At 35.9% G+C, this 24,709-nt stretch carries 27 protein-coding genes; 10 read left to right on the top strand and 17 right to left on the bottom strand.

Going from position 1 to position 24,709, the window contains the following annotated elements; genetic code table 11:
* Positions 1-235 (top strand): hypothetical protein (locus LV89_RS25570; RefSeq protein WP_211321165.1); only part of this gene is annotated, 235 nt, incomplete at its 5' end.
* Here LV89_RS25570 and LV89_RS06895 read toward each other — a convergent pair.
* On the bottom strand, positions 182-2,014 hold the full coding sequence (locus LV89_RS06895) for an ABC transporter ATP-binding protein (RefSeq protein ID WP_109742133.1): 1,833 nt from the start codon (positions 2,012-2,014) through the stop codon (positions 182-184). The genes LV89_RS25570 and LV89_RS06895 overlap by 54 nt on opposite strands.
* Before the next feature lie 157 nt (positions 2,015-2,171).
* Here LV89_RS06895 and LV89_RS06890 point away from each other — a divergent pair, with 157 nt between their 5' ends.
* The 3 genes from LV89_RS06890 to LV89_RS06880 all read left to right on the top strand — a co-directional run bounded on the left by LV89_RS06890 (position 2,172) and on the right by LV89_RS06880 (position 4,979).
* Positions 2,172-3,335 (top strand): glycosyltransferase family 87 protein, encoded by a 1,164-nt coding sequence (locus LV89_RS06890; RefSeq protein ID WP_109742132.1) that lies wholly within the window; start codon positions 2,172-2,174, stop codon positions 3,333-3,335.
* On the top strand, positions 3,319-4,038 hold the full coding sequence (locus LV89_RS06885; protein ID WP_109742131.1) for a glycosyltransferase: 720 nt from the start codon (positions 3,319-3,321) through the stop codon (positions 4,036-4,038). The genes LV89_RS06890 and LV89_RS06885 overlap by 17 nt, the downstream gene beginning before the upstream one ends.
* A gap of 170 nt (positions 4,039-4,208) precedes the next feature.
* Positions 4,209-4,979 (top strand): polysaccharide deacetylase family protein, encoded by a 771-nt coding sequence (locus LV89_RS06880; protein ID WP_109742130.1) that lies wholly within the window; start codon positions 4,209-4,211, stop codon positions 4,977-4,979.
* Between the two features lie 152 nt (positions 4,980-5,131).
* Here the strand turns inward: LV89_RS06880 and LV89_RS06875 are convergent, their stop codons facing one another.
* The 6 genes from LV89_RS06875 to LV89_RS06850 form a co-directional block, all read right to left on the bottom strand.
* Positions 5,132-5,875 (bottom strand): glycosyltransferase family 2 protein, encoded by a 744-nt coding sequence (locus LV89_RS06875; protein ID WP_109742129.1) that lies wholly within the window; start codon positions 5,873-5,875, stop codon positions 5,132-5,134.
* Between the two features lie 60 nt (positions 5,876-5,935).
* Positions 5,936-7,066: an acyltransferase family protein gene (locus tag LV89_RS06870; RefSeq protein WP_109742128.1), complete on the bottom strand. Its 1,131-nt coding sequence runs from the start codon at positions 7,064-7,066 to the stop codon at positions 5,936-5,938.
* A gap of 99 nt (positions 7,067-7,165) precedes the next feature.
* The gene (locus tag LV89_RS06865; RefSeq protein WP_109742127.1) at positions 7,166-8,314 is read right to left on the bottom strand and encodes a helix-turn-helix domain-containing protein; all 1,149 of its coding nucleotides are present in this window, start codon (positions 8,312-8,314) and stop codon (positions 7,166-7,168) included.
* An 84-nt stretch (positions 8,315-8,398) separates the two neighbouring features.
* The gene (locus tag LV89_RS06860) at positions 8,399-9,253 is read right to left on the bottom strand and encodes an RpnC/YadD family protein (protein WP_109742126.1); all 855 of its coding nucleotides are present in this window, start codon (positions 9,251-9,253) and stop codon (positions 8,399-8,401) included.
* Positions 9,254-9,256: 3 nt separating this feature from the next.
* Positions 9,257-11,587, bottom strand: coding sequence for an ATP-dependent helicase (locus LV89_RS06855; RefSeq protein ID WP_109742125.1), 2,331 nt, complete (start codon positions 11,585-11,587; stop codon positions 9,257-9,259).
* A 36-nt stretch (positions 11,588-11,623) separates the two neighbouring features.
* Positions 11,624-12,268, bottom strand: coding sequence for a hypothetical protein (locus tag LV89_RS06850; protein ID WP_109742124.1), 645 nt, complete (start codon positions 12,266-12,268; stop codon positions 11,624-11,626).
* Positions 12,269-12,329: 61 nt separating this feature from the next.
* Between LV89_RS06850 and LV89_RS25565 the strand changes: the two genes are divergently transcribed.
* From LV89_RS25565 to LV89_RS06840, 3 genes are all read left to right on the top strand, one after another.
* The gene (locus tag LV89_RS25565) at positions 12,330-12,581 is read left to right on the top strand and encodes a hypothetical protein (protein WP_211321164.1); all 252 of its coding nucleotides are present in this window, start codon (positions 12,330-12,332) and stop codon (positions 12,579-12,581) included.
* A 27-nt stretch (positions 12,582-12,608) separates the two neighbouring features.
* Positions 12,609-12,947, top strand: a complete 339-nt coding sequence (locus tag LV89_RS25560) for an HD domain-containing protein (protein ID WP_211321163.1) — start codon at positions 12,609-12,611, stop codon at positions 12,945-12,947.
* 96 nt (positions 12,948-13,043) lie between these two features.
* Positions 13,044-13,382, top strand: coding sequence for a DUF6984 family protein (locus tag LV89_RS06840; protein ID WP_109742123.1), 339 nt, complete (start codon positions 13,044-13,046; stop codon positions 13,380-13,382).
* Between the two features lie 99 nt (positions 13,383-13,481).
* Here LV89_RS06840 and LV89_RS06835 read toward each other — a convergent pair whose 3' ends face one another.
* Positions 13,482-14,246 carry a glucose 1-dehydrogenase gene (locus LV89_RS06835; RefSeq protein WP_109742122.1) on the bottom strand — a complete coding sequence of 255 codons (765 nt, stop codon included), beginning with the start codon at positions 14,244-14,246 and terminating at the stop codon, positions 13,482-13,484.
* 493 nt (positions 14,247-14,739) lie between these two features.
* Here LV89_RS06835 and LV89_RS06830 point away from each other — a divergent pair, with 493 nt between their 5' ends.
* Positions 14,740-15,723, top strand: a complete 984-nt coding sequence (locus LV89_RS06830) for a ribonucleoside-diphosphate reductase small subunit (protein ID WP_109742176.1) — start codon at positions 14,740-14,742, stop codon at positions 15,721-15,723.
* Between the two features lie 226 nt (positions 15,724-15,949).
* Here LV89_RS06830 and murG read toward each other — a convergent pair whose 3' ends face one another.
* The 5 genes from murG to LV89_RS06805 form a co-directional block, all read right to left on the bottom strand.
* Positions 15,950-17,041, bottom strand: coding sequence for an undecaprenyldiphospho-muramoylpentapeptide beta-N-acetylglucosaminyltransferase (murG, locus tag LV89_RS06825; protein WP_109742121.1), 1,092 nt, complete (start codon positions 17,039-17,041; stop codon positions 15,950-15,952).
* Between the two features lie 9 nt (positions 17,042-17,050).
* Positions 17,051-18,190 (bottom strand): FtsW/RodA/SpoVE family cell cycle protein, encoded by a 1,140-nt coding sequence (locus tag LV89_RS06820; RefSeq protein ID WP_109742120.1) that lies wholly within the window; start codon positions 18,188-18,190, stop codon positions 17,051-17,053.
* Between the two features lie 152 nt (positions 18,191-18,342).
* The gene (locus tag LV89_RS06815) at positions 18,343-18,753 is read right to left on the bottom strand and encodes a molybdenum cofactor biosynthesis protein MoaE (RefSeq protein ID WP_109742119.1); all 411 of its coding nucleotides are present in this window, start codon (positions 18,751-18,753) and stop codon (positions 18,343-18,345) included.
* A 59-nt stretch (positions 18,754-18,812) separates the two neighbouring features.
* The gene (locus LV89_RS06810) at positions 18,813-19,310 is read right to left on the bottom strand and encodes a dihydrofolate reductase (protein WP_109742118.1); all 498 of its coding nucleotides are present in this window, start codon (positions 19,308-19,310) and stop codon (positions 18,813-18,815) included.
* Between the two features lie 49 nt (positions 19,311-19,359).
* Positions 19,360-19,767, bottom strand: coding sequence for a GNAT family N-acetyltransferase (locus tag LV89_RS06805; protein ID WP_109742117.1), 408 nt, complete (start codon positions 19,765-19,767; stop codon positions 19,360-19,362).
* A 374-nt stretch (positions 19,768-20,141) separates the two neighbouring features.
* Here LV89_RS06805 and LV89_RS06800 point away from each other — a divergent pair, with 374 nt between their 5' ends.
* Together LV89_RS06800 and LV89_RS06795 are read left to right on the top strand one after the other, a co-directional pair.
* Positions 20,142-20,786 (top strand): NAD(P)-dependent oxidoreductase, encoded by a 645-nt coding sequence (locus LV89_RS06800; RefSeq protein ID WP_109742116.1) that lies wholly within the window; start codon positions 20,142-20,144, stop codon positions 20,784-20,786.
* A gap of 94 nt (positions 20,787-20,880) precedes the next feature.
* Positions 20,881-21,894, top strand: a complete 1,014-nt coding sequence (locus LV89_RS06795; protein WP_146199099.1) for a WD40/YVTN/BNR-like repeat-containing protein — start codon at positions 20,881-20,883, stop codon at positions 21,892-21,894.
* A 61-nt stretch (positions 21,895-21,955) separates the two neighbouring features.
* Here the strand turns inward: LV89_RS06795 and nadA are convergent, their stop codons facing one another.
* The 4 genes from nadA to nadC all read right to left on the bottom strand — a co-directional run bounded on the left by nadA (position 21,956) and on the right by nadC (position 24,698).
* Complete coding sequence (gene nadA / locus LV89_RS06790; protein WP_109742114.1) at positions 21,956-22,945, bottom strand: quinolinate synthase NadA; 990 nt, start codon at positions 22,943-22,945, stop codon at positions 21,956-21,958.
* A 407-nt stretch (positions 22,946-23,352) separates the two neighbouring features.
* A complete protein-coding gene (locus tag LV89_RS06780; RefSeq protein ID WP_109742112.1) occupies positions 23,353-23,586 on the bottom strand; it encodes a hypothetical protein in 234 nt (77 codons plus the stop codon).
* Positions 23,583-23,786 carry a hypothetical protein gene (locus LV89_RS06775; RefSeq protein ID WP_109742111.1) on the bottom strand — a complete coding sequence of 68 codons (204 nt, stop codon included), beginning with the start codon at positions 23,784-23,786 and terminating at the stop codon, positions 23,583-23,585. Before LV89_RS06775 ends, LV89_RS06780 begins: the two co-directional genes overlap by 4 nt.
* 57 nt (positions 23,787-23,843) lie before the next feature.
* A complete protein-coding gene (gene nadC, locus LV89_RS06770) occupies positions 23,844-24,698 on the bottom strand; it encodes a carboxylating nicotinate-nucleotide diphosphorylase (protein WP_109742110.1) in 855 nt (284 codons plus the stop codon).
* Between the last annotated feature and the right edge of the window lie 11 nt (positions 24,699-24,709).

Below are 24,709 nucleotides of genomic sequence, written 5' to 3'. Positions count from 1 at the left end.
TTCATTTGGCGAATGCTGTTTGCCACTACTGATTTTCTTCATTTGGCGAATGCCATTCGTCACTACTGATTCTCTTTCATTTGGCGAATGCTATTCGCCACTACTGATTCTCTTCATTTGGCGAATGCTATTCGCCACTACTGATTTTCTTCATTTGGCTAATGCTATTCGCCACTACAAATTACTCCTGCATACTATTCAATTTACGGTAAAATCCGTTTTCATTTTTCAATAAATCTTCGTGCGTTCCTCTTTCCACAATCTGTCCTTTGTTGATAACCAAAATTTCATCAGCGTGTTGAATCGTGCTTAATCGGTGAGCGATTACGAGCGTTGTGCGGTTTTTCATCAAAGTTGTAAGCGACTCTTGAACCAATTTTTCAGATTCTGTATCTAAAGCAGAAGTAGCTTCATCTAAAATCAAGATAGGAGGGTTTTTCAAAACGGCACGAGCAATACTCAAACGCTGACGTTGCCCGCCTGAAAGTCGTCCGCCACGGTCGCCAATTAATGTTTCGTATCCTTCCGATAATTGTTTTACAAAAACATCTGCGTTAGCAACTTTTGCGGCATCAATAACTTGATTTTCAGTAGCTTCTGTGCCAAAAGTGATGTTGTTATAAACGGTATCATTAAACAAAATAGATTCTTGCGTAACAATGCCAATTTGTTTGGTTAGCGACTGAATTTTGATGTTTTTTATATCTACACCATCTACCAAAATTTGTCCTTCGGTAGGGTCATAAAAACGGGGAACAAGGTCGGCAATGGTAGATTTTCCACCGCCCGACGTTCCGACCAAAGCAATGGTTTTTCCTTTCTGAATTTTGAAAGAAATATTGTCTAAAACTTTTCTGCCCGTTTCGTAAGAAAAACTAACATTTTTAAATTCAACTTCCTTGTTAAATCCTTGAATTTCAACGGCATTTGGAGCGTCTTGGATTTCTGGGACGGTATCAATTAATCTTAAAACTCTTTCAGCAGAAGCAACGCCTCTTTGTACGGTACTAAAGGCATCAGAAATAGATTTTGCAGGACGCATTACTTGCGAAAACAAGATAATAAACGAGATAAAACCAGCGGCAGTCAGGCTATCATCACCCGAAATAACCAACGAACCACCGTACAATAAAATCCCTGCCACAACGGTAACGCCCATCGCTTCTGAAAGCGGAGAGGTCATTTCTTGGCGATAAACCATTCGGAGAACGGCATCTTTATAACTGTAATTTTCCTTTCTAAATTTCTCAGAAACAACCTTCTCAGCGTTAAAGCCTTTGACGATTCTCATGCCCCCAAAAACTTCATCGAGGGTACTTACCATCGTACTTTGGAGCGACTGAACATCACGGGCAGCACGGCGAAGTTTCCCGCTGATTAAAGCAATAATTCCACTTGAAAGCGGTAAAATGATAAGGGAAAACAAGGTTAATTTCGTGGACATATTAAAGAGCGTCACGAAATACATAATCAACGTAAAAACCTCTTTGATAGTAGCTGTAAAAGCTCGCCCGATAGAATTTTCAATTTCTTGGACGTCCGTAGTGAGATGAGCCATTAAATTTCCTTTGCGTTCATTGTTAAAGAAACCAAAGTGCAATTGCATGGTTTTTTCAAAAACTGCCTGACGCAATGACGCAATTGTGCGAGCTTCAACCGTTTTCAAAACTCTTTGAGATAAATATCTGAAAATATTAGATAAAATTACCGAGACAACGATTGCTCCACAGGCAAATTTTAAAGCCCCCAATCTGCCATACAAACTGATACTTTCGTAAAAATAATGATAGAAAGTATGCTTAAAATATTCCACACTCAGCGAAAACGGCACCGACTGACTATATTCTTGTAAATCAGCAGGCTTTAAATCTCTGAAAATAATATCCAAAAGAGGAGCGAGCAACGTAAAATTTAAAATTCCGAACAGGCTGGCAAGTAATGAAAGAATAAAATATGGGAAAGCCAAACTTCTGATTGAATCAGCGTATTGGAGAATGCGAAGGTATGTTTTCAAAGGATGTTTGTCAATATTTGAGATTCGATTTCGGAAAAATTTCTTCGTTCGAGATAGTTTTTTGCAAATTTAATGAAAATAACGATTGCACACGGAATGAATCTATGTACAATCGGAAGATAACCGCTATTTTTGCACTATAAACTCTCTCAATTTTATGAATACATTTTGGCATAAAACCAAAAGCTTTTTTTCTCAAGAAAAAGTTGTTTGGGGAATATATATATTGGCAGGCTTCGTGATTGCTTTACAGCATTATTTACATGGAAGTTACAATAATTATAAGATTTTTAAGGCTTCTACTGCTCATTTATTAGCTCGCCAAAATCTTCATGTAGAATATCCCAATGAATATTTTGATTTGTTTTTGTATCATCCAAGTTTTGCGGTACTTTTTGCTCCTTTCGCATGGATGCCTATGTGGGTCGGAATGTGTTTTTGGAACGTTTTCTCGGCTTTAACGGTGTTTTATGCCATTAAATTCTTACCAATTTCTGCTAAACAAAAGAACTTTGTATGGTGGTTTGTTTTTGTAGAATTAATGACGGCTTTGCATAATTTACAGACCAATCCATTGATTGCCGCCTTGATAGTTTGGACTTTTGTCAATCTTGAAAATCAGAAAACCGTTGCCACAGGTTTTGTGTCGTCTTTGGGCTTTTTCATTAAAGGTTACGGAGGAATTTCAGCCGCTTTGTTGCCGTTTTATCGTAAAGATTTCTTCAAAAATGTATTTGTTTACATCTTGTTTTTTGGGATTTTGGCAATTTTGCCTGCCTTCGTCGTTGGGTTCGACCAATTGCCAAGGCTGTATTCAGAATGGCAAACTTTGTTGATAGAAGACCATAAAGTGAATTATGGCGTATCAATAATTGGTTTAATTTGTACTTTGATAACTACCTCAATTCCAATTATTTATATCCAATTAGTAGGTTTGATTTGCTTGGGTTTATTCTTGGCTTACGGATTCTTTTTGGTTAAAAATCAAGACCTTACGTTAAGACTTTCAGTGGTGGCGTATTTGATGATGTGGGTAATTTTGTTTAATCATGCAGCCGAATCGAACACGCACGTAATCTCGGTTGTGGGCGTGGCATTTTGGTATTTAATTAGTCCAAGAAATAAACTGACGAAAGCCTTAGTGATTTTCGTTTTTATCCTGACAATTTTATCGCCAACAGACGTTTTCCCAAAGTTTATTCGTGATAAATACGTAATACCATATAATTTAAAAGCCTTGCCTGTTTTATTGGTTTGGTTGCATTTACAATATTTGGTTTTCACGCAAAAATACCAACCACTCCATGAACAAAACGATTGATATTGTACTGCCGTGTTATAATCCAGAGGAAAAAGAATGGCATACCGACATAAAAAGAAATATGGTAGCTTTGGAAAAACTGTTTCCTAATTTGACATTTTTTGTCACTTTGGTAAATGATGGTTCAGCAAGAGGAATTTCTGAAAGTCAGATTGATTATTTAAAGTCGCAAATTTCTGGTTTTCAATATGTTACTTATGCTGGAAATCAAGGGAAAGGCTACGCTCTCAGAGAAGGAGTCAAATTAGCAACGCATGATTTTGTAGTTTATACCGACGTTGATTTCCCTTTTGAATTGGTCTGTATGCAAGCTATGATTGATAAATTATTAGCAGGAAAAGACATTGTTTTGGGGGAAAGACAGTTTTCATATTCCAATCATTTAAAACGCTATCGCAAGGTTTTATCGTCTGGGTCGCACGTGTTTAATTCACTTTTATTGAACCTTCCTTTTACCGATACTCAGGGTGGTTTAAAAGGCTTTAATCAAAAAGGAAGAGCTGTATTTTTGAAGACCATTATCAATCGTTATTTGTTTGATACTGAGTTTATTCTGAGAGCTTGCAAGCAAAATGATTTAGTCATTTCAACTGTTCCGCTGACTTTGCGTGAAGGCGTAATTCTTTCGCAAATGGGCTTGAAAGTCATTAAAAAAGAGTTCGGGAATATTATGAGATTATTGAAAATCCGCTTCTTCGAGTAAATTATGGCACGCAGATAACGCTGATGCTTCGCAACGCAGATATTCACAGATTAAAAAAAGGGATGTAAATTTTCATGAATTCTATATTTTGATGCTTAAATCTGATAAAAAAATCCGTGAAAATCTGCGTTGCGTAGCATCTGTGTCATCTGCGTTCCAATTGAAAAAACATGAATAAGATATTTTTAACCTTCGATTTAGAAGAATTTGATATACCCGAAGAATTTGGGCAAACGGTTGACTTTCAGACCAAAATGCGAATGTCTTACGAAGGCATGGAAAAAGTGTTGGCTCTGTTCCGAAAATACCAAGTTAAAACCACCATTTTTTGTACGGCTTGTTATGCCGAAAATAATGTTGAGCAAATAAAAAGAATCGTTGCCGAAGGACACGAAATAGCTTCTCACGGTTATTATCATTCAGCTTTTGAAGTTGATGATTTACGTAAATCGAGAGAAAAATTAATGGAAATTAGTGGGCAAAAAGTTACGGGTTTCAGAATGCCCCGTTTGCAACCTGTGAGTTATTCAGAATTACAAAAGGCTGGTTATCAGTATGATTCGTCCATGAATCCGACTTTTTTACCTGGGAGATATAATCATTTAGATAAACCACGTACCGTTTACAAATTGCCCGAAATTACCATTTTGCCTACGTCGGTTACGCCAATCGGAAGAATTCCTTTGTTTTGGTTAGGATTCAAAAATTATCCAGCATGGTATTTTCAGTTTGCCGCAAAAAGATGTTTGAAAAAGGACGGTTATTTGAGTTTATATTTTCACCCTTGGGAATTTTGCGATTTGAGTGCGTATCAGTTGCCAACTTATGTAAAAAGAATAGACAATGATAAACTTTTGAAGCGATTAGAAAATTTGATTTTAGCTTTGCAAAGCCCAGAAAATCAGTTTTCTACGATTGATAGTTTTTTGATTTCTTCATAGGTGAATATCAAAGAAGGCTTCGTAAAAGAGCCGTAGGCTCGACCGATTTTGTAGCGATGGATTTCAATCCGTCGATGTAAAATTGCCGAATTTACGGTGGATTAAAATCCACCGCTACAAAATGAACCGAGCCTACGGCTCTTAAAGACTGTTTACTTGGAAACCATTTCTTTCAATTTAGCATATTTCACAACAGGCGTAATTGCTGTAAATAAAGCCCACATAAAACCTGCGTAACCATCTAAAAAAGAGCCTTTTAGGAAGTAAATCTTTAAAAAAGTTGTCGGAAATCGGGAAATAATTTTGAAGGTAGAAGTTGTCTTGCCACGTTCTGCCAAAGTCTTTGCTCCAAGTGAAGTATATTTATTAAACTTGTTGAAAAAATCAGTTAAATCTCGGTAACTATCATGGAGAATTTGATTTTTCAGCGTACCGATTTCTCCTTTTACTTCTACGCTTTCGTGTACATATTCAGCATTCCAATTCCCACATTTTCGATTGAAAAGTCTTAATGTATTGCGTTTATATTCACCGCTGAATTTCAACAGTTTTCCTAAGAAAATCAACGAGCGTGGAATTTTAAATCCTTGAAAATTAGTGTTTTGTAAATCTAAACTTTGAATTTCCTTTTGTAATTCGGGCGTAAGAATTTCATCATCATCCAACGACAAAATCCAATCATGCGAAGCCTGTTCAGTTGCAAAATTCTTCTGCGAACCATATCCATCAAATGCTCGATGCACGATTTTAGCCTTAAATTGTTGAGCAATTTCTAAGGTTTTATCCGTACTTCCAGAGTCCACCAAAACAATTTCGTCAGCCCATGAAACGGCTTCTAAAACCTTTGTAAGTGTTTTTTCAGAATTTAGGGTAATTAGTACGACGCTCAGTTGCATGATTCTTTCTCTTTAATTTTCAGAACGAAGTTAGGAAATAACCGAGAAAGAATCTTGCGTTTAACGAGGTTTTACACCAAAAAATAACCGCATGATATTAAATGGACGAATCAGAAAATGGTAAATCAGAAGTGAACCTAAAAACGTACCCAATGACAGAATGAGCAATTTTAATTGCCAAGCCATTTCCCAATTGGCAATATAAAAACCAATGGCAACAGTAATTGTCTGGTGCAAAATATAGAATGGATAAACGGCTTCATTGGCATATTTTAACGCTTTGTTGTTGACATTGAGGTAATGTTTGGCGTATCCTCCAATGCAAAAAATGATGGATAAAGCATTGATTCGAGTAATAATTCCTTTGATAAAAAAGTCTAAATCTTCGTTTTGGATAGGAAAAATCGGTTTAAAAACAAAAAGATAAATACTCGTGGTGAATAGGATAGAAGCCCAAAGGTAGCCTTTGCGATGTGTTTCTACCATTTCCCAAAACTTTGGATTTTGTCCTAAAACATAACCCATTAATACCACTAAAAAGGAATTGATGAGATTTAGCCAATCGTGAGTAAGATTATGCGTAGTTGGTGAAATCGGGTCTAAAATCCAGAATAAAACCATGAAAGGAATAGCCGTTAAATAGATGTTGATAGGATGAAGAAAAGTTTGGTAAAATTTGACTAAAAACTGTTGTCCGCTTGCTGATTTCAAAGCTAAGAAAATGGGTGTTCCGACCAAAGAATAGACAAACAAGTAAGTGACAAACCATAAATGATGCCACGAAAAACTTCCTTTTGGATATGCAACAAACTCGAAAAATTGTGGATAAAAATCAATGTATGAACCCAAAAGTTGATGATTTTGTAAGCGTTCAAAATAGATTTGAGGCGGTACAATCACGAACATTCCAAAGATTAAAGGCAATAATAAACGTTTGGTTCGTTCGCCAATAAATGCTGAGCCTTTGCGAGATTTTAAAGCAAAACTCATTCCAACACCCGAAATGAAAAAGAGTAATGAAAGTCGCCATTGGCTAAAAAATACCATTGGATATTTGAGTGATTCAACGATGACGTTATTTTTAACGTGCCAATCCCAAGAAACGAAAAACATTCCTGAGTGATAAAAAATAAGGATTCCGAAAGCTAATACACGAATCCAGTCGATAAAGAATTGTCTGTTTTGAGGCATAATATTTTGCGTTTTTGATTGACAAAAGTAGGTGCAAGTCAAACGAAAAACGTCCGTACTGATAACAGAGACGTACTTCCCTATAAAAACGAACAAAAATTATGATTTTCTAAACTGTGAAGGAGATACGCCCGTGAATTTTTTAAAAGCTGTATTGAAGGCAGATTTTGAATTATAACCAACTCGTTCTGCAATCTCCTCAATTTTCAGATTTGGGTTTTCAAGTAGTAATTTTTGAGCTTCTTGGATTCTGTGTTGAGCCGTAAAGTCAAAAAAAGTTTGCCCTAAACTCTCATTCAAAATTTGTGACAAATGATGTGGCGAGACAGATAATTGTTTTGCCAAAGCAGGCATTGAAAACGAATCACTCAAAAATGGTTTTTCATTTTCCATTAAATGATTGATTTTGGCAAGTGTATTTTCTTGAATTTCTGAAGTAAGAGATGATTTTTCGTACTTCTTTATCTCCTTATTTTCATGAGTAAAAAAGACAGAATTTCTAATCACATTGACACTGATTAGATAAATAATTAAAGTAAGATGAGCCGCAATAAGATGGTCGCCGAGGTCGTGCGGGAAACTTTTTTTGAAGATAACGAATATCACCATGACCGAAATAAACCAAAAGCTGGTTTGTCTCGCCCATTTCAAAGAATTATTCTGATTAGAGAAAAAAGGGAGATTCTGTTCTCTAAAAACATTGAGTAATAACCAAATATTTGCCGTAGAATAAACCAACATACTCACTAAAAAGAGTTCGTTGGTGTAGTCAGAAATACAGTAAATAGCATTGCTCCAAGTTCCTGCAGATGTGGGTAAATGTGGAAGTTCTGGATAATAAGAACCGATATAAGCGTTGTATTTTTCGGGATACCCAAGAGGAGTGAATGCTATACTTTTGTAAATCAGATATAAGAAAAATGGTACAAAATGTAGCCAATCTTTCTGTTGAAAAGGTTTATTGAGCGTAGCCCGAACATACAAATATACAAGCGGTGCAAAGAGAAAATTAGTTGGCTCGGCAAAGTCAATGAGCCATACCATTTGGAACATTAAATTGGTATAACAAAGTAAGATTTCGGTCATTGCAAGCACAAAACCAAGCAATAAAATGCCTAAGAACCTATTCGCTTGACGATTTCCTCTTTTACCAAAAATAAAGAAATAGGCTAAAAACAATGCCTGAACAATACCCAAAAACATCAGGCAAGCAAAAATGTCTATTTTGAGAGGGTAAGTTATGGGCATTGTGACGTGATTAAATACCTTAAAATAGAATAAGGTGCCACAGTTGCCTGTAACACCTTGAGTATTTTGATGATATTGTTTATTTTATTTCGTTAAATTTTTCTTAATATTTTCAACAAATTCAATTGATGTTTTTGTTAATTCTGCAATTCTACTTACATCAAAGTCTGTTGTTTTTAAAAGCGTTGTAACAAATTCAATATCTTTTTCAATCGCTTTTTGTAGCATACCTTTTTCAATGCCTCTTTCAATCCCTTTTTGCTCACCTCTTTCAATTCCTTGAAGATAGCGAATATCTGTTTCTAATTCGTATTCCCAGCCCATTTCTGTGATTGTTTGAATTGTTTGTTTCTGCAATTTACGGAGTTTTGATAAAATTTCCAATTGCTTTTCATACTTGGTTAAACGTAATTTTTTATCTGTAAGTTGCTGTAAACGAGCAATAATTTTCGTGATAATTATCTCAGGTTTTACTCCATCAAAATCACTCAAAATTGCCAATACAACTTCTTCTGGAACATTTGAGGCTATAAAAGATTCATAACTAAAATGGTTAATATCTCTTAAATGAAAGGCGTAAGTTAATTCTTCTTGTCCAAGAAAAGTTTGCATTTTAGAAACACCATTGCCAATATAAAACACAAATTGTTTTACAGGCATTTTGAACTTATGGTAAATAATACCTCTGTACAATAACATCCGAGATAACATTTCATTATCATCTTTTACCTGACATTCTACGTGTAAAATATAGTCGTCTTCTGGATTGGGATGAATGATTCTCTGCAAATAATCAGCCTCTTTTTCAAGGGTGTATTGCAGTTTATCTTTAATGTCTTCCGACTGTTTTATTTCCTTTATTCCAAACAATTTTCGGGCAATAAAGGGAATCATAGGTTCGATATTTTCTTTAAAAATTCGGTCGTAGTGATTTGCCATATTTTATAAAATTCTCAACTTCGCAAAGCTCAAAAGCAACGTTTTCTCGCCAATTGTTCCTTCAAACTGAATGATTGCTTTGCGGTCGGTGCCGTTGGTGTCTATCTTTTTTACTTTCCCAAATCCAAATTTCAAATGTTCTACTCGGTCGCCTTCTGCTAAGTTTTTGGTATCGCTTGGAGTGAAATCTGCCGAAGGTTTGTAAGTATTGGCACTTCCCGTAACGGCTGGTCGAGTGCTTGTAGATGGTCGGATTAAATTTGCCACCGATGTTTTGGTATCTGGCGTATTAAAATCAGGCATCTTTTGTTCTCGGTTCGACATTCTCACGAAGCCCTGTGGCAAACGTTGAGTATCTTCTACGGCACGACGAATATTTTTGGCAAATTGTAAATATTTGGGGTCAATTTCATCTAAGAAACGACTTGGTTCACAAGGTTTTAGGCGTCCCCATTGATAACGAGTTTCAGCATAAGACATCATCAATTTCTTTTCTGCACGGGTAATGGCTACATAAAACAAACGACGTTCTTCTTCCAAATCTGCCCGACTTTGTAGCATCATTTGGCTTGGAAAAAGGTCTTCTTCCATGCCTACCACATACACATGATTAAACTCCAAACCTTTCGCCCCGTGAATGGTCATCATCGTTACACGGTCGTTGTCTCCGTCAGGGTCGTCTTCGTCTGCGGTGGTCATTAAGGACACATTTTGTAGGAAAGTCGCTAAATTTTTCTCGTCAGTTCCTGTGTCGGGATTATCCACAAACTCTTTAATAGAGTTCAATAATTCTTGCACGTTTTCGTAGCGAGAAAGTCCTTCTACGGTTTTATCATCGTGTAATTCTCTTAATAATCCCGATGATTTTGCAATGTGCGAAGCCACTTCGTAAGCATCTTTTTTCTGACTTTCAACCATGATTTTGAACGACTTAATCAAGTCTGCAAAACCTTCAATGGTATCCGCAAAACGCCCTGCTTGATATTGACGAATATTGGCGACTACTTCCCAAACTGAAATTTGTTGTTCGGCTGCCGTAATCGTGATTTTAGCAATGGTTGTATCGCCAATACCACGTTTGGGCAAATTGATAATTCGTTTGAAAGCCTCTTCATCATTTTGGTTAATCACAAATCTGAAATAAGCTAACAAATCCTTGATTTCACGACGTTGATAGAAAGAAAGTCCGCCGATAATTCGATACTTGATATTGAGTTTTCGGAGCGATTCTTCAAAAGTTCTTGATTGTGCGTTGGTTCGATAAAGAATAGCAAAATCAGTATTTCGTAAACCTAAATTCATTTTCGACTCAAAAATATGCGTCGAAACCAAACGTCCTTCTTCATTATCTGAACTTGCCTTTATCAATTCAATCAAAGAACCTTCTTCGTTTTCTGTAAAGACGTTTTTCTTTAATTGGTTTTTGTTTTTAGCAATAATTGAGTTGGCGGCTTCCACAATATTTTGGGTAGAACGGTAATTCTGCTCCAACTTAATGGTGGTCATGTTGGGATAATCTTTCTCCAAATTCAAAATATTGTCAATACTTGCCCCACGGAAAGCATAAATCGACTGTGCATCATCACCCACCACACAAAGATTACGTGAAATGTCTGACAACTTCTTGACAATCAGGTATTGAGAAACGTTTGTGTCTTGAAACTCATCAACCATAACATACTTGAATTTCCGTTGATATTTATCCAAAACCGCAGGATGGTCACGAAAAAGTAAGTTGGTATTGAAGAGCAAATCATCAAAATCCATCGCATTGGCTTGGAAACAGCGAGTGGCGTAAATCTTATAAAGTTTACCCATTTCTGGTAATTTCGCCGCTGTATCATCTGCCGAAATGATAGGATTATTCATGTAGTCGTCAGGACCAATCAAACGGTTTTTTGCTCCCGAAATACGATTGAAAACTACGTTTGGTTTGTAGATTTTATCGTCTAAACCACGTTCTTTCACAATACTTCTGATAAGTGATTTTGAGTCGTCGGTATCATAAATAGAGAAGTCGGAAGTATAGCCTAAATGCTTGCCGTCAAAACGGAGAATTTTGGCAAAAACTGAGTGAAAAGTACCCATCCAGAGGTTTTTGGCATCATTTCCAATCACTTTTTCGATACGCTCACGCATTTCACCTGCCGCTTTATTGGTAAAAGTCAGGAGAAGAATTTGAAAAGGGTCAACGCCTTTTTCGATGAGATGAGCCGTGCGATAAGTCAGAACTCGTGTTTTGCCCGAACCTGCACCCGCAATAATCATCAAAGGGCCACTAATATGTTGTACCGCATCTTGTTGCGGTTGATTTAATCCTTGTAAATAATCCATTTATTTTCTTTTCACTTCCGATGCCGAAGCATCGAGTTACAGCAGTTTTGTTTCTAATATTTCTCTAAATTTCCTTAGGATAGCTATTATTTTTAGAAGGTCTTCTTTATCGGTACTATCAAATGTTTTGGAAACACAGTATGTATGTTTTTCCATTGTAATAAATCGCCAGCTTGCTCCTACTACTTCGCAACCATACAGAGGTTTATCGTCATCATTGTTCGCTTGCCCAATCAGAAACGCCTCTAATAGTTGAGCCATTGGGTCGCCTGTTGGGTTTTTTCCTGGTTTATACTCTTGAAAATGAAAAAATGGACGTATCATATAATCCAATAATCCTTTAGCAATAACAAAATCAGCTTTTACTGAAAGATTATAGCCATTAACTTTTGCTTCTAATTTTTTATCAAAAAAAGAAACAAAATTTGGGTCTTCCATCACAAGTCCTAATTCAAGAATAGGACTAATAAATTTCATTTTCAAATCCTCTTCACTCCATGTACTGACTTTATAAAATTTTTGGGTGAGATATTCAAAATTTCCCTCCTCTCTACTATCAAACTTAGGATTGGACACGTCAAGCCACTCTTCCATAAGTGCCGTAGTATTTGGAATGTCTATCTTAGTGAGTCCGAAGGTCAAAATCATTTCACCTTCACGCCATTCTTTTTTCTTTGCCATAAGTAAAATTGCATAGTATATTTACAAAAGTACAAAAAAAGGATACGCTATCTTGCTAAAAATGTTAAAACAAACTTTCATTGACCTTCTGACCAAATACTCAAATAATCAGGAGTTGATAACTGAATTATGGGCTGAAATTGAGCGTAATTATTCCGACAAAAAAAGACATTATCATACGCTGAATCATTTGGAAAATTTATGGCAACAATTGACGGAAATAAAACCACAATTAGCAAATTGGGACGTAGTGCTTTTTTCACTGTATTATCATGATGTTATTTACAATTCGTTGAAGTCGGATAATGAATAAAAAAGTGCTGATTTAGCCGAAAAACGAATGAAATCAATCGGAGTTCCGTTGGAAATGATAGAGCTTTGCAAAACTCAAATCATGGCGACTAAAACGCACGTTCTGAGTGAAAATATTGATACCAATTTTTTTACCGATGCCGACCTTTCGGTTTTGGGACAGTCTTGGGAAATGTATTCTGAATATTATCAAAACGTTAGAAAAGAATACGCCATTTATCCCGATTTGATTTATAACGCTGGTCGCAAGAAGGTTTTGAAGCACTTTTTAGTAATGGAACGAATTTTTAAAACTGATGAATTTTATCTTAAATTTGAAGCAAACGCAAGAGTGAATTTAGAAAAGGAGTTGGCAATTTTAAACTAAGCGAACAGCGATTTGCGATAAAGCGAATTGCTAAAATGGTTTATCTTTTGCAAATAAATTAAAACAACATTCTAATTCACAAATCACAAATAAAAAATGGAAACCCGAAAAATAAGAGACAACGAAAAAGCTTTAATCACTTTTTTATTAGAAAGCCTGAATTTAGATTTAGCTGATTATCCCATCAATGAAGATGTTTTTGAATACGAAGGTGGTAAAATGGGAAGTATTAGTTTGAATAACAATCCTGATAGTTACGTTGGAGATTTGATACAAGTTGAATACATTGATACCGACGGTATTCCTGTGGTTATTACTTTGACTGAAGATGATAAAGGTCAATTATTAGATTTAGATTTCTGGAAAAATGATATGTCGAAACTCCTAAAATATCCTTCCGTTGATGAAGTCGTGATTTTGAATGGAGAAGAATAATGGTGAATTAGTGAGTTGTGAATTAGAAAAAATGTGAATTAAGGTTTCGATTTCCTTAATAAATACAATTCACTAATTCACAACTCACAATTTAGAAAGTTACCCCGCAACCATACCACCATCAATTGGCAAGGCGTGACCTGTGATGAATGACGCTGAGTCTGAACATAACCATACGATTGCCTCTGCAATTTCTTCTGGTTTGCCAAAGCGTTTCATCGGAATGGAGGCTTCTAATTTATCTTTCATGTCGTCGCCAATTACGTCAAACATTCCCGTAACCAAAGGCGTAATGGTGAACACTGGACAAACGGCATTGACCCGAATTCCTTTCTTGGCATACTCCAAGCCCGCCGATTTAGTCATGCCTACCACGGCGTGTTTGCTGGCGGCATAAGCTATATTGTTCGGGAAGCCCGACAAACCCGCCACCGACGAAACATTCACGATTGAGCCAAAACCTTGTTTGGTCATCACGTCCAATTCTGCACGCATACACATAAAAACACCAGTGGTATTGATAGCCATTACTTTCTCAAAATTATCGGTTGGATATTTATGAGTTGACGTCCACAAACCGCCAATTCCAGCATTGTTTATACCAAAATCAAGTCGCTTGTAAATGTCTATTGTTTTGTAAATGAGATTGTTAACGGATTCTTCGTCAGCGACGTTACATTCTATAAAAGTGGCTTCGCCTCCTTGTTCTTGAATCATTTTAACGGTTTCTTGTCCGTCATCAATAGCAATATCTGAAACGATTACTTTCGCTTGATGTTGGGCAAAAAGTAAAGCGGTGGCTCTGCCCAGACCAGATGCTGCACCTGTGACGAGAGCGACTTTTCCTGCAAAATTTTGTATCATTTTATTAACTTGTTGAGAATTGTTTGAGTATGAGATACTTAAAATGAGCGTTAAAGAAGACTTAAAATGTTTATTTTATTCACTGAATTAAAATCAACACAAATCATTAGTAATTAAAGCGATTGCTTTCTAAATTTGACAAATAATCTTCAAAATACAAAACATTTTACTTTATCAGATAGTAAATATAGAAGTATATCTTAACACTCCAGCCCAAAATTCTTTGTCCAAATTTTATTAGGTTTTCATTTGTACAGGAAATTAGTAGTTCATCAAAAAAAATGAATAGTTAAGCCAAAATAAAACCTAATTAGCTGTCAAATTTGTAATTTCGTTAATATAATTTATACAAAGTAAGTTTAATTTTAAATCATTAGTTTTTTCTGATATTCACTGAAAATATATTATGATTCTGAGGAATTGTAATATCAAATGTGAGAGTTTTTCTTTTAAGCCAACATCAGTTACAGAACTAAAAATTCTTCCTAAAATCATGACAAATACTCCATTGGTAGAGCCTCTTTTGGTAGAAGACCCCAACCGCTTCGTATTGTTTCCTATCAAGCAAAATGATATTTGGCAATTCTACAAAAAAGCAGAAGCTTCTTTCTGGACTGCTGAAGAAATAGACCTTTCTCAAGATTTGAACGACTGGGAAAATCGTTTGAATGATGGGGAAAAACATTTTATTTCACACGTATTAGCATTTTTTGCAGCTTCTGATGGGATTGTTAATGAAAATTTAGCAGTGAATTTCCTTTCGGAAGTTCAATATGCAGAGGCAAAATGTTTCTACGGTTTTCAAATTATGATGGAAAATATTCACTCAGAAACATACTCGTTATTGATTGATACTTACATCAAAAATCCAGTAGAAAAAGACAAAATGTTACGTGCTGTTGACACCATTCCATGTGTGAAAAAGAAGGCAGATTGGGCTTTACGTTGGATTGAAAAAGGGAATTTTGCAGAACGTCTTATCGCTTTTGCAGCCGTTGAAGGAATTTTCTTTTCGGGTTCTTTCTGTTCAATTTTCTGGTTGAAAAAACGTGGTTTGATGCCAGGTTTATCTTTCTCTAACGAATTGATTTCAAGAGATGAAGGTTTACACTGTGACTTCGCTTGTCTCCTATATACCGACCACGTTCAGAATAAATTAGACCCTAAAGATATTTATAGTATTATTCTTGATGCCGTAACGATTGAAAAGGAATTTGTAACAGATGCGTTACCTGTGTCATTAATTGGAATGAACGCAGAGTTGATGTGCCAGTACATTGAGTTTGTAGCTGACCGTTTGTTAGTAGCTTTAGGTTTACAAAAACAATATAATGCAACCAATCCTTTTGACTTTATGGAAATGATTTCGTTGCAAGGAAAAACAAATTTCTTTGAAAAACGTGTGGCAGAATACCAAAAATCAGGTGTAATGTCAGAGAAAGAATCAATGTCTTTCTCTTTAGACGAAGATTTTTAGAGAATATAATTTCAATAAAAAAAGCCGCAAATTATCGAAATTTGTGGCTTTTTTGTTTCAACGGGACTTTATTATTTCTATTTGTCGCAAGACAAAATTAGACCACAGATAATACGGATAAAACAGATTTTTACACCTAATGGAGTTATGATTTCTCTTTGATTTTTCCGACTGCGTCTCAGTGTAAATCTGTTAAATCAGTACAATCTGTGGTCTAATTCTCGTATTACTTTATCAATTTCAAAACTTCTTCTGCTATTTCTCTGGCTGCTTCTGGTTTGGCTAAACCATGAATGTTTTTACTGAGAATTGCCTGTTTCTCTGGGTCTTGCAATAATGAAATGGTTGCCTTGACTAAATCTTCACGAGCGGTAACGTCTTTTACTAAAATAGCCGCATCGTTTTTCACTAAACTCATGGCATTCATGGTTTGGTGGTCTTCGGCGGCAGTTGGTAATGGTACTAAAATAGCAGGTTTAGCCGCCAAACATAACTCAGAAACAGATAATGCCCCTGCACGAGAAACCACCACATCGGCTACGGCATAGGCTAAGTCCATTTCATAAATAAAATCAGAAACAAAAACTTGACCTTCAAATACTTCAGCGGTTTTCTTGGCACGGTCGATGTATAATTTCCCTGTTTGCCAAACTACTTGATAACCTGCCCCGACCAAATTTGTGAGTCCTGCATCAATGGCTTCATTAATTGTTCTTGCTCCCTGACTTCCACCAATAACTAAAACGGTTTTTTTGCTTGATAATAAACCAAAATGTTCAAGAGCTTTTGCACGTTTTGAATTTACTTCCAAAATATCTTTTCTAACAGGATTTCCTGTCATTTTGATTTTGTCTTTGTTGAAAAAGGCGTCCATTTTTGGATAAGCCACACAGATTTTACTCGCACTTTTCGAGAGAAATTTATTGGTTACACCTGCATAAGAATTTTGTTCTTGAATCAAATACGGAATATCCATCATAGAAGCTGCCAACAAAACAGGGCCAGAGGCATAACCACCTACACCAACGGCAACATCTGGTTTGAAATCCTTGATAATTCCACGAGCTTCTGAAAGACTTGAAATTAATTTTTTCGGGAAACTTATATTTGCCAAAAGGTTAGAGCGATTGATACCAGCAATGGGTAAACCGATAATTTTATAGCCCGCCTTTGGAACTTTCTCCATCTCCATTTTACCTTCTGCACCCACAAAAAGAATCTCAGTGGCAGGGTTGATTTCTTTTAAAGCATTGGCAATGGCAATGGCAGGGTAAATGTGTCCGCCCGTTCCTCCTCCTGATATTATGACTTTTGGCATATCGTGATTTTATAAAACTGAATCCTTAATTTTATCTTTACTAACTGAAATGATAATTCCAATCATAGCTCCTGTGAATAAAAGTGAGCTACCCCCCATACTTAAAAGGGGTAATGGTTGCCCCGTAACAGGCCCTAAACCTGTGGCAACACCCATGTGAACCATTGCTTGAATTACTAAACTAAATGTCAGCCCTGCCGACAATAATCCTCCGAAGGCTCGCCCCGAACTATCGACGGCTTTCATGCCTCGATAAAGTAGCCACAAGTACAAACACAAAACGAATAAACCTCCTAACATTCCCCATTCTTCAATAATAATGGCATAAATAAAGTCAGATTCTGATTCACTTAAAAAGTATCTTTGCTGACTTTTCCCCGGTCCTTTTCCTGTAAAACCACCGTTGGCTATGGCATAATAACTTCTTTCAATTTGATAATCAGCATCTTTGCCTGCATCTGATGTTTTCTTGCCTATTAATCCGATAGTAAAGTTGGCAATACGATTTCGGGCTGTTTCAATACGAGTCCCTACCCCAAACGTAACTAAAAAAGTGCCTACAATGAAAATACCTACAAGCGTCATAAGTAGGAAATTACTTGGTACTCGTCCAATAAACATCAACAAAAAACAAGTAGCAAATAGTAATGCCGAAGTAGAAACGTTTGTTAGTGCAATACATCCACAAATAGCAATAATTTTAGCGGTCATTGGTAAAACATCTTTGAAAGAGTATTCCAAATGTTGTCTTTTTGCCAACATAAAAGCCAAATTGGTAATGAGTGAAAGTTTGGCAATATCGGAAGGCATAAAAGTCATTCCACCTAAATGAATCCAACGGTTTGCATTATTGATACCATGTTCAAATTTATAAGCATACAGCAATAAACCGATAGACAGAAAGACACCAATATTTGAAAAAGCAGCAATTTTATGATAGTCAAAACGGTGAAAAAACCACATAGCTCCTAAACCTACGCTCATATAAATAGCGTGTTTGATAACAAGGAAAAATATGCTACCGCCACCTTGAACGGCAAGCCGCCCAGAGGCACTGGCAACTACTACAATACTTATGATGGACAATGCCGCAATAACTGTCCAGATTTGGTAATCACCTTCCAGATTTTTTTTGAGCCAAATAGTCATTTTTTATATATTTAGTAAGGGTTTTTTACAATATTTGTGATTGAGTGAATGGTGATTTAGTGATTAATTGAATACTCCTACAAAATAAAAGTTAATATTATTCCTTCTCTTTCAATCACTAAATTAATAAATCACTAAATCACTAAATCGTATCACGCATGAGCCTCTAACCATTCTTCTCCACCTTCATAAATTTCTTTTTTCCAGATAGGAACAACCGTTTTTAGCGTATCAATCAACCATTGGCAAGCTTCAAATGAGGCGGCACGGTGAGGCGTTGAAACGGCAATAACCACTGCCACGTCACCAATTTGTAAAACGCCTTTGCGGTGAATCATCACTATTTTTTCAATATCCCAACGTTCACGAGCTTTATTAGCAAGTTCTTCCATCTTTTTTACTGCCATACTATCATACGCTTCAAACTCTAAACGGACAACATCTTTGGCATTATTATGATTACGAACTGTACCAATGAACACATCAATTGCTCCTGCACGTTCTGATTGGGCAGCATCTATACACGCTTGAATATCAATGGCTTGGTCGGCTATTTTTATCATTTTAGAAATAAGTAACACAGACTTTAGTCTGTAAGTGAATAAACAGACTAAAGTCTGTGTTACGAAAAGCATCTACTCAACTCCACGAAGGAATATGGGTATTGATGTTTTTCGTCCGTTGTAAAATCTTCTCGATGGGTTTCTTGCCAAATGGATTTATCAATTTCTGGAAAAACTGTATCTCCCTCAAAAGAATGATGCACTTCGGTTAAGTAAATTTTATCTACTAAAGGTAAAGATAACCGATAAATTTCTGCTCCGCCAATGATAAATGCTTCTTCATTTTCTATTTTTTGAGCTTCAATAATTGCATTTTCTAAAGAATCAACGGTAATACAGCCTTCAATTTTAAAATCTGGATTTCGTGAAATAATGACAGAAGTTCTATTTGGTAAAGGCTTCCCGATTGAATCAAAAGTTTTACGTCCCATAATGATACAATGACCCGTTGTGAGTCGTCGAAATTGTTTTAAATCATTGGGTAAATGCCAAATTAATTGATTGTTATTACCAATTACATGGTTTTCGGCAACTGCTACGATGAGGGAAAGTTTCAATTTTTTAGGATTAATATTTACGTAAAATTACGGTTTTAGGACTAATATTTTACAAATTCCTTTCCATTTTTACATATTCAACGCCATCTTTTAACCAATGTTCTGAAACAATTTGAAATCCAAATTTTTGATATAAACCCGTTGCCGTCAGGCGTGCATTACACCATATTTTTTTTACGTTTCTTTGTTTGGTTTCTTCAATTAAGTAGCCTAATAATTGTCCTCCGTAGCCTTTGCCTTGTTCTGAAATTTCTGTCGCAAATTTTCGGAATTGGGCAGAATCATTCTCTATAAAAAGCGAAACGATTGATACCAAATTAGCTTCTTTGAAAAGCCCAAAGTGTAAGCCATTTTCATCTTCCGACAGTTTCACGTATTCAATCGGTTTGTCAGCCCACATCACTCTATGGCGAATTTCCCAAGTATCTGATGGTTGTATTTCTTTTATTTCAAGCATGATTTATTCCTTTCAAAAAAACAAAATTAAGGAAATAAAGAATCAGGAATACGCTATGCCGAAGTGTATTTCATATTGAAGCTGTTTAAACTTTCGCTACCAATGTAAATTGCCTATTATTTAAAGATGTCTTCATTCATTTTTTTCAATGTAGCTCTGCTATATGTCAAAAAATCGCTTCGACCTCTTTAAAAATAAACAAATTTTCAAAAGATACCGAAAGTTTAAACAGCTTCATTTCTAAAAAATGTATATTTGTAGCATTAGACTCTCTTGATAAAATATTAGAATCTCACTGAGCAGTTTTAGCACTGCCATAAGGTGTTTAATTTTTAAACACCTCAACCGTGTATTTTAAATTTTACAGAGAAATCATGAAACAATATCAAACAATCGCCGTTATTGGTGGTACTGGCAAAGCTGGAAAATATTTAGTAAAACAGTTAGTCCAACGAGGTTTCCGCCTTAAACTCCTCATTCGCAATCCTGAAACGTTCCTATTAAAAAATCCTCTAATTCAAGTTGTTGAAGGTAATGCCAACAATGCAGTCGATATTGATTTATTACTGCAAGGTTGCGACGCCGTTATTAGCACTTTGGGACTTGGGCAACCGCCAAGCGAAACGAATATTTTTAGTGAATCCACAAAAAATGTATTATTGGCAATGACTAATCACGCAATCCAACGTTACATGGTTATAACGGGTTTGAATGTCAATACTCCTTTCGATAAAAAAAGTCCTAAAACGCAAATGGCAACGGATTGGATGTACGCTAATTACCCCAAAACAACGGCAGATAAGCAAACAGAATATGATATTTTGTCGGGAAGTAATATTGATTGGACTTTGATTCGTTTGCCCTTAATTGAACAAACTGACGAAAGAACAGGTACAAATATCAGTTTGGAAGATTGTTTAGGAGATAAAATTAGTGCTACCGATTTGGCAGATTTTCTTATTGAACAATTGACGGATGACAGATTTATAAAACAAGCTCCGTTTATCGCAAATAGTTAGGAGAGAGTTATTTTTTGGGTTTTAGGGGTTAGAATATCCGATTATTTTATCAACTAAAACCCCAATCCTAACAACTATTTTTAATTTTTAAAACATGAAAACAATTAAAATATTAGCCATTTTAGGACTTTGGAGTCTGAGTATCATGGGGTGTTCTGAAAAAATAGACCCCACTTCCACACCAGTAACGCCCACTACTCCGACCATTTCCGCAAGTAGCTTTTTTACAGACCCAATCATGAAAAAAGCTAACTTGATTTCGGTAAGTTTTGCAAGTGACCAAACACTTTTTGCCTTCGGGAATGATGCCAATAAAGGCTATCTGTTTAAAAGTACGGATTTAGGAAAAACTTGGTCGGAAGTTAATTTTAGTGCTTCCAATCCGATAATGCAATCGGTAAGTTTTAAAGATGAAAAAGTGGGAATTTTAAACGGTAAAAATGTTTTAGGAACAATTGATGGAGGAACAACTTGGACGTTAATTTCTCGCCCAACTGATGCCCAACAAACTGTATATTCCAAAAATCAAGAAGGACTTGTTTTAATGCGACTTTATGATAATTTTCATAGTAAAAAATATACAGAAGTTCATTCAATAAATACCGCTAATTTGAGCCATAGCAGTTATGTTACACTTGGAGGGTACATTAATGATGTTTATTTCCTGAAAGATAAATTAGGCATTTTTGTAGGAGATTTAGGAGCAATAGATGTAATGATGACCAAGTCAGACGGTACTTATGACTATATCGACCAAATAAAACCTGTAAACGAAGATTTGCTTTCTGTGTATTTAGTGAGCGATAAAAAGGCATTTGTTGGCGGGAAAAATAATACTTTTCTGAAAACGATTGACGGTGGAATAAACTGGACGATAATTAAAACTGGAGTAATTGGGAATGTAGCAAAATTAGCTTTTCAAAATGAAAATTTGGGCTACGGAATTGTAATAGATGGTACAAAAACGCTTCTTTACAAAATAGAAGAGGCTGGCTCAAAATGGACAAAAATTACCACGCCAGACACGGCAGTTTTCAATGATTTAAAGATAAATTCTCAAGGCAAAGCCATCGCCGTTGGGAAAGATGGAGGTGTTTATTTGTTTTGATAGCAATGTAACACAGACTTTAGTCTGTTTATATTTCAAACAGACTAAAGTCTGTGTTACTTTACTTACTAATCTCTAACATCGCTTTCAATGCCTTCAATGCAGGGATACGAACTTCTTCTGCGACTTCAATTTCTGGCAATTCATAGAACATCGCATTGTATAATTTTTCCATCGTGTTCATTTTCATGTATGGACATTCAGAACACGCACATGAATTTTTCTCGTTGGCAGGAGCAGGGATTAACGTTTTATGAGGAACAGCAGTTTTCATTTTGTGCAAAATTCCTGCTTCTGTTGCCACAATAAATTCTTGACATTCAGATGTTTGTACGAAATTTAACAATGCCGTTGTTGAACCCACAAAATCAGCTTGCGACAAAATAATTTCCTTACATTCTGGGTGAGCAATCAATAACGCATTTGGATTTTCTTCCTTCGATTTTTTGAGTTTCTCCAAAGAAATATCAATGTGAACGATACAAGCTCCTTCCCAAAGAATTAAATCACGTCCTGTTTTCTTAGCAACATAACGACCTAAATTGGCATCGGGAGCGAATATAATTTGTTTATCGGCAGGAATAGATTCTACCACTTTTACGGCATTTGACGATGTACAAATAATATCAGTCATTGCCTTAATATCAGCCGTACAGTTGATATAACTTACCACAACGGCATCAGGATATTTAGCTTTGAAAGCCGCAAATTCTTCTTTCGGAGCGGCATCAGCTAATGAACAACCTGCATTCAAATCTGGAAGAACCACTTTTTTATTTGGGTTCAAGATTTTAGCGGTTTCGCCCATAAAATGCACGCCACAGAAAACAATCATATCGGCGTCGGTTTTCTCAGCGGCTTGTGCCAATCCGAGACTATCGCCCAAATAATCTGCAATGTCCTGAATTTCAGCATCTACATAATAGTGAGCCAAGATTACCGCATTTTTTTCTTTTTTCAATTTCAAGATTTGCTCTTTCAAATCTTCACCCTTGAAAGGCACTGAACGGCTAACGTAGCCAACTCGTTGTGATTCTTCTAATAAATTCATGTTTATTTTTAGGGGTTAGGTGTTAGGGGTTGGGTGTTAGTGTATGTACCCGACTCTTATTTCCATGCCCTTCATTGTTTTTAATGTTAAGTCTTGCCTGTTAATCTGTCAAATATTGGAGTAAATCATTGTCATTTATCCAATTAGGAATATGATTGGAAGTGACTTCAAGAATATTTATATCAGAAATATCCAGAAATTTTATTGTTTTGAAAAGAGTTATATTTTCTTTGAATAGAGGGAAGGTATTTTCATACATTTCCTTAATAATTGATGATTCTACTAAATGCCCTCCGTTTTTATGTCTTATATCAGCTCTTAATAAACACAATTCTATGCTATCAGTAAAATAAAGAATAAGGTGAATATGATTACTTGAATCGAAATAAGCAATTGATTTCAAATAATCATAATGAGACTGAAAACCTAAATTGAGTTCTAAAACAAAATCCTTTTTCTGAAATAAGTGGTCTTTGATTAACTCCTAACGTTGCCAATTGTTGATAATCTTGAAAACCATCTTTTCGATACTGATATGCTGCTAAATCTTGGTCAATAATTGGAATTCCATTTGGAACATAATCAAATGAACTCGAGCTTTTCCCAATACCTGGTGGTCCTGCGATGATGTATATATTCATCTTAATTTTTCAATTCGTCCATCCTTATATTCGGCAACTGGTATTCCTTCCAAATAATAAACTAATGGTTGATTAATAGAAAAAAGATAATTTCTAATATCTTTCTTACTTTGCTCTTGCCATTTTTTTAATTCAGCAGGCGACATCTGGCTCGTAGGCTTAGTCATTTTACCAGTTCGATATTTTATTTCTTTTACCATTATTTTGTTGTAAGTAATTGATTATCCAAACCTTTATCTACTTCTATCCCCCAACCCCTAATAAGCTTTCAAACTCAAATCTAAACTATTCACATGATGTGTCAAAGCTCCGCATGAAATATAATCCACGCCACATTCGGCATATTCACGAATGGTGGTTTCATTGATACCACCCGATGCTTCGGTCATGAATTTTCCGTCAATCATTTTTACGGCTTCTCGTAAGTTTTCAAACGAGAAATTATCCAACATGATACGGTCAACTTTCCCAATTTCTAAAACCTGACGTAATTCATCAAGGTTTCTGACTTCAATTTCTATCTGTAAGTCACGCCCAGTAGATTTTAAATATTCAAGTGCCTGATTGATAGCATTATGGATGCCACCCGCATAGTCCACGTGATTATCTTTTATCAAAATCATATCGAACAAAGCGTAACGGTGATTGACCGCCCCACCAATTTTACAAGCCCACTTTTCGCATAATCTGAAATTGGGTGTGGTCTTGCGAGTATCCAATAATTTGGTATTGATGCCTTCCAACAGTTTCACCATCGAAGCCGTGTAAGTAGCAATACCCGACATTCGTTGCATACAGTTTAGCACCAAACGTTCAGCTTTGAGAATAGACTGCGATGAACCCGCCACCGTCAAAACGATTTCGCCTTTTGTGATGGATGCCCCGTCTTGTAAAATGGTTTCTACCTGCAAATTAGGGTCAACTTCGGCAAAAATCATTTTGGCTAATTCTACACCTGCTAAGATACCCGTATCTTTCACCAAAAGCCTCGCCCGACCTGTGGCAGTGCTTGGAATGGTAGAAAGAGAAGTATGGTCACCGTCGCCCACATCTTCGTGCAGGGCGGTTTGGATAAAGTTTTTAATGTATGTTGGTTCTAAGTAATTGAACATTGTTTGGGGTG

The organism is Arcicella aurantiaca (assembly GCF_003148625.1).
In the GTDB taxonomy this organism is placed as follows: Bacteria; Bacteroidota; Bacteroidia; order Cytophagales; family Spirosomataceae; genus Arcicella; species Arcicella aurantiaca.
The sequence above is the reverse complement of the archived record's forward strand: the minus strand, read 5'-3'. Positions and strand labels throughout refer to the sequence as shown.

What these genes read in the sequence shown, in the direction of transcription:
- LV89_RS06890 (WP_109742132.1), top strand. Translation starts at nt 2,172, where the DNA reads ATGAATACATTTTGGCATAAAACCAAAAGCTTTTTTTCTCAAGAAAAA.
- LV89_RS06885 (WP_109742131.1), top strand. Translation starts at nt 3,319, where the DNA reads ATGAACAAAACGATTGATATTGTACTGCCGTGTTATAATCCAGAGGAA.
- LV89_RS06880 (WP_109742130.1), top strand. Translation starts at nt 4,209, where the DNA reads ATGAATAAGATATTTTTAACCTTCGATTTAGAAGAATTTGATATACCC.
- LV89_RS06875 (WP_109742129.1), bottom strand. Translation starts at nt 5,875, where the DNA reads ATGCAACTGAGCGTCGTACTAATTACCCTAAATTCTGAAAAAACACTT.
- LV89_RS06870 (WP_109742128.1), bottom strand. Translation starts at nt 7,066, where the DNA reads ATGCCTCAAAACAGACAATTCTTTATCGACTGGATTCGTGTATTAGCT.
- LV89_RS06865 (WP_109742127.1), bottom strand. Translation starts at nt 8,314, where the DNA reads ATGCCCATAACTTACCCTCTCAAAATAGACATTTTTGCTTGCCTGATG.
- LV89_RS06860 (WP_109742126.1), bottom strand. Translation starts at nt 9,253, where the DNA reads ATGGCAAATCACTACGACCGAATTTTTAAAGAAAATATCGAACCTATG.
- LV89_RS06855 (WP_109742125.1), bottom strand. Translation starts at nt 11,587, where the DNA reads ATGGATTATTTACAAGGATTAAATCAACCGCAACAAGATGCGGTACAA.
- LV89_RS06850 (WP_109742124.1), bottom strand. Translation starts at nt 12,268, where the DNA reads ATGGCAAAGAAAAAAGAATGGCGTGAAGGTGAAATGATTTTGACCTTC.
- LV89_RS25565 (WP_211321164.1), top strand. Translation starts at nt 12,330, where the DNA reads ATGTTAAAACAAACTTTCATTGACCTTCTGACCAAATACTCAAATAAT.
- LV89_RS25560 (WP_211321163.1), top strand. Translation starts at nt 12,609, where the DNA reads ATGAAATCAATCGGAGTTCCGTTGGAAATGATAGAGCTTTGCAAAACT.
- LV89_RS06840 (WP_109742123.1), top strand. Translation starts at nt 13,044, where the DNA reads ATGGAAACCCGAAAAATAAGAGACAACGAAAAAGCTTTAATCACTTTT.
- LV89_RS06835 (WP_109742122.1), bottom strand. Translation starts at nt 14,246, where the DNA reads ATGATACAAAATTTTGCAGGAAAAGTCGCTCTCGTCACAGGTGCAGCA.
- LV89_RS06830 (WP_109742176.1), top strand. Translation starts at nt 14,740, where the DNA reads ATGACAAATACTCCATTGGTAGAGCCTCTTTTGGTAGAAGACCCCAAC.
- murG (WP_109742121.1), bottom strand. Translation starts at nt 17,041, where the DNA reads ATGCCAAAAGTCATAATATCAGGAGGAGGAACGGGCGGACACATTTAC.
- LV89_RS06820 (WP_109742120.1), bottom strand. Translation starts at nt 18,190, where the DNA reads ATGACTATTTGGCTCAAAAAAAATCTGGAAGGTGATTACCAAATCTGG.
- LV89_RS06815 (WP_109742119.1), bottom strand. Translation starts at nt 18,753, where the DNA reads ATGATAAAAATAGCCGACCAAGCCATTGATATTCAAGCGTGTATAGAT.
- LV89_RS06805 (WP_109742117.1), bottom strand. Translation starts at nt 19,767, where the DNA reads ATGCTTGAAATAAAAGAAATACAACCATCAGATACTTGGGAAATTCGC.
- LV89_RS06800 (WP_109742116.1), top strand. Translation starts at nt 20,142, where the DNA reads ATGAAACAATATCAAACAATCGCCGTTATTGGTGGTACTGGCAAAGCT.
- LV89_RS06795 (WP_146199099.1), top strand. Translation starts at nt 20,881, where the DNA reads ATGAAAACAATTAAAATATTAGCCATTTTAGGACTTTGGAGTCTGAGT.
- nadA (WP_109742114.1), bottom strand. Translation starts at nt 22,945, where the DNA reads ATGAATTTATTAGAAGAATCACAACGAGTTGGCTACGTTAGCCGTTCA.
- LV89_RS06780 (WP_109742112.1), bottom strand. Translation starts at nt 23,586, where the DNA reads ATGAATATATACATCATCGCAGGACCACCAGGTATTGGGAAAAGCTCG.
- LV89_RS06775 (WP_109742111.1), bottom strand. Translation starts at nt 23,786, where the DNA reads ATGGTAAAAGAAATAAAATATCGAACTGGTAAAATGACTAAGCCTACG.
- nadC (WP_109742110.1), bottom strand. Translation starts at nt 24,698, where the DNA reads ATGTTCAATTACTTAGAACCAACATACATTAAAAACTTTATCCAAACC.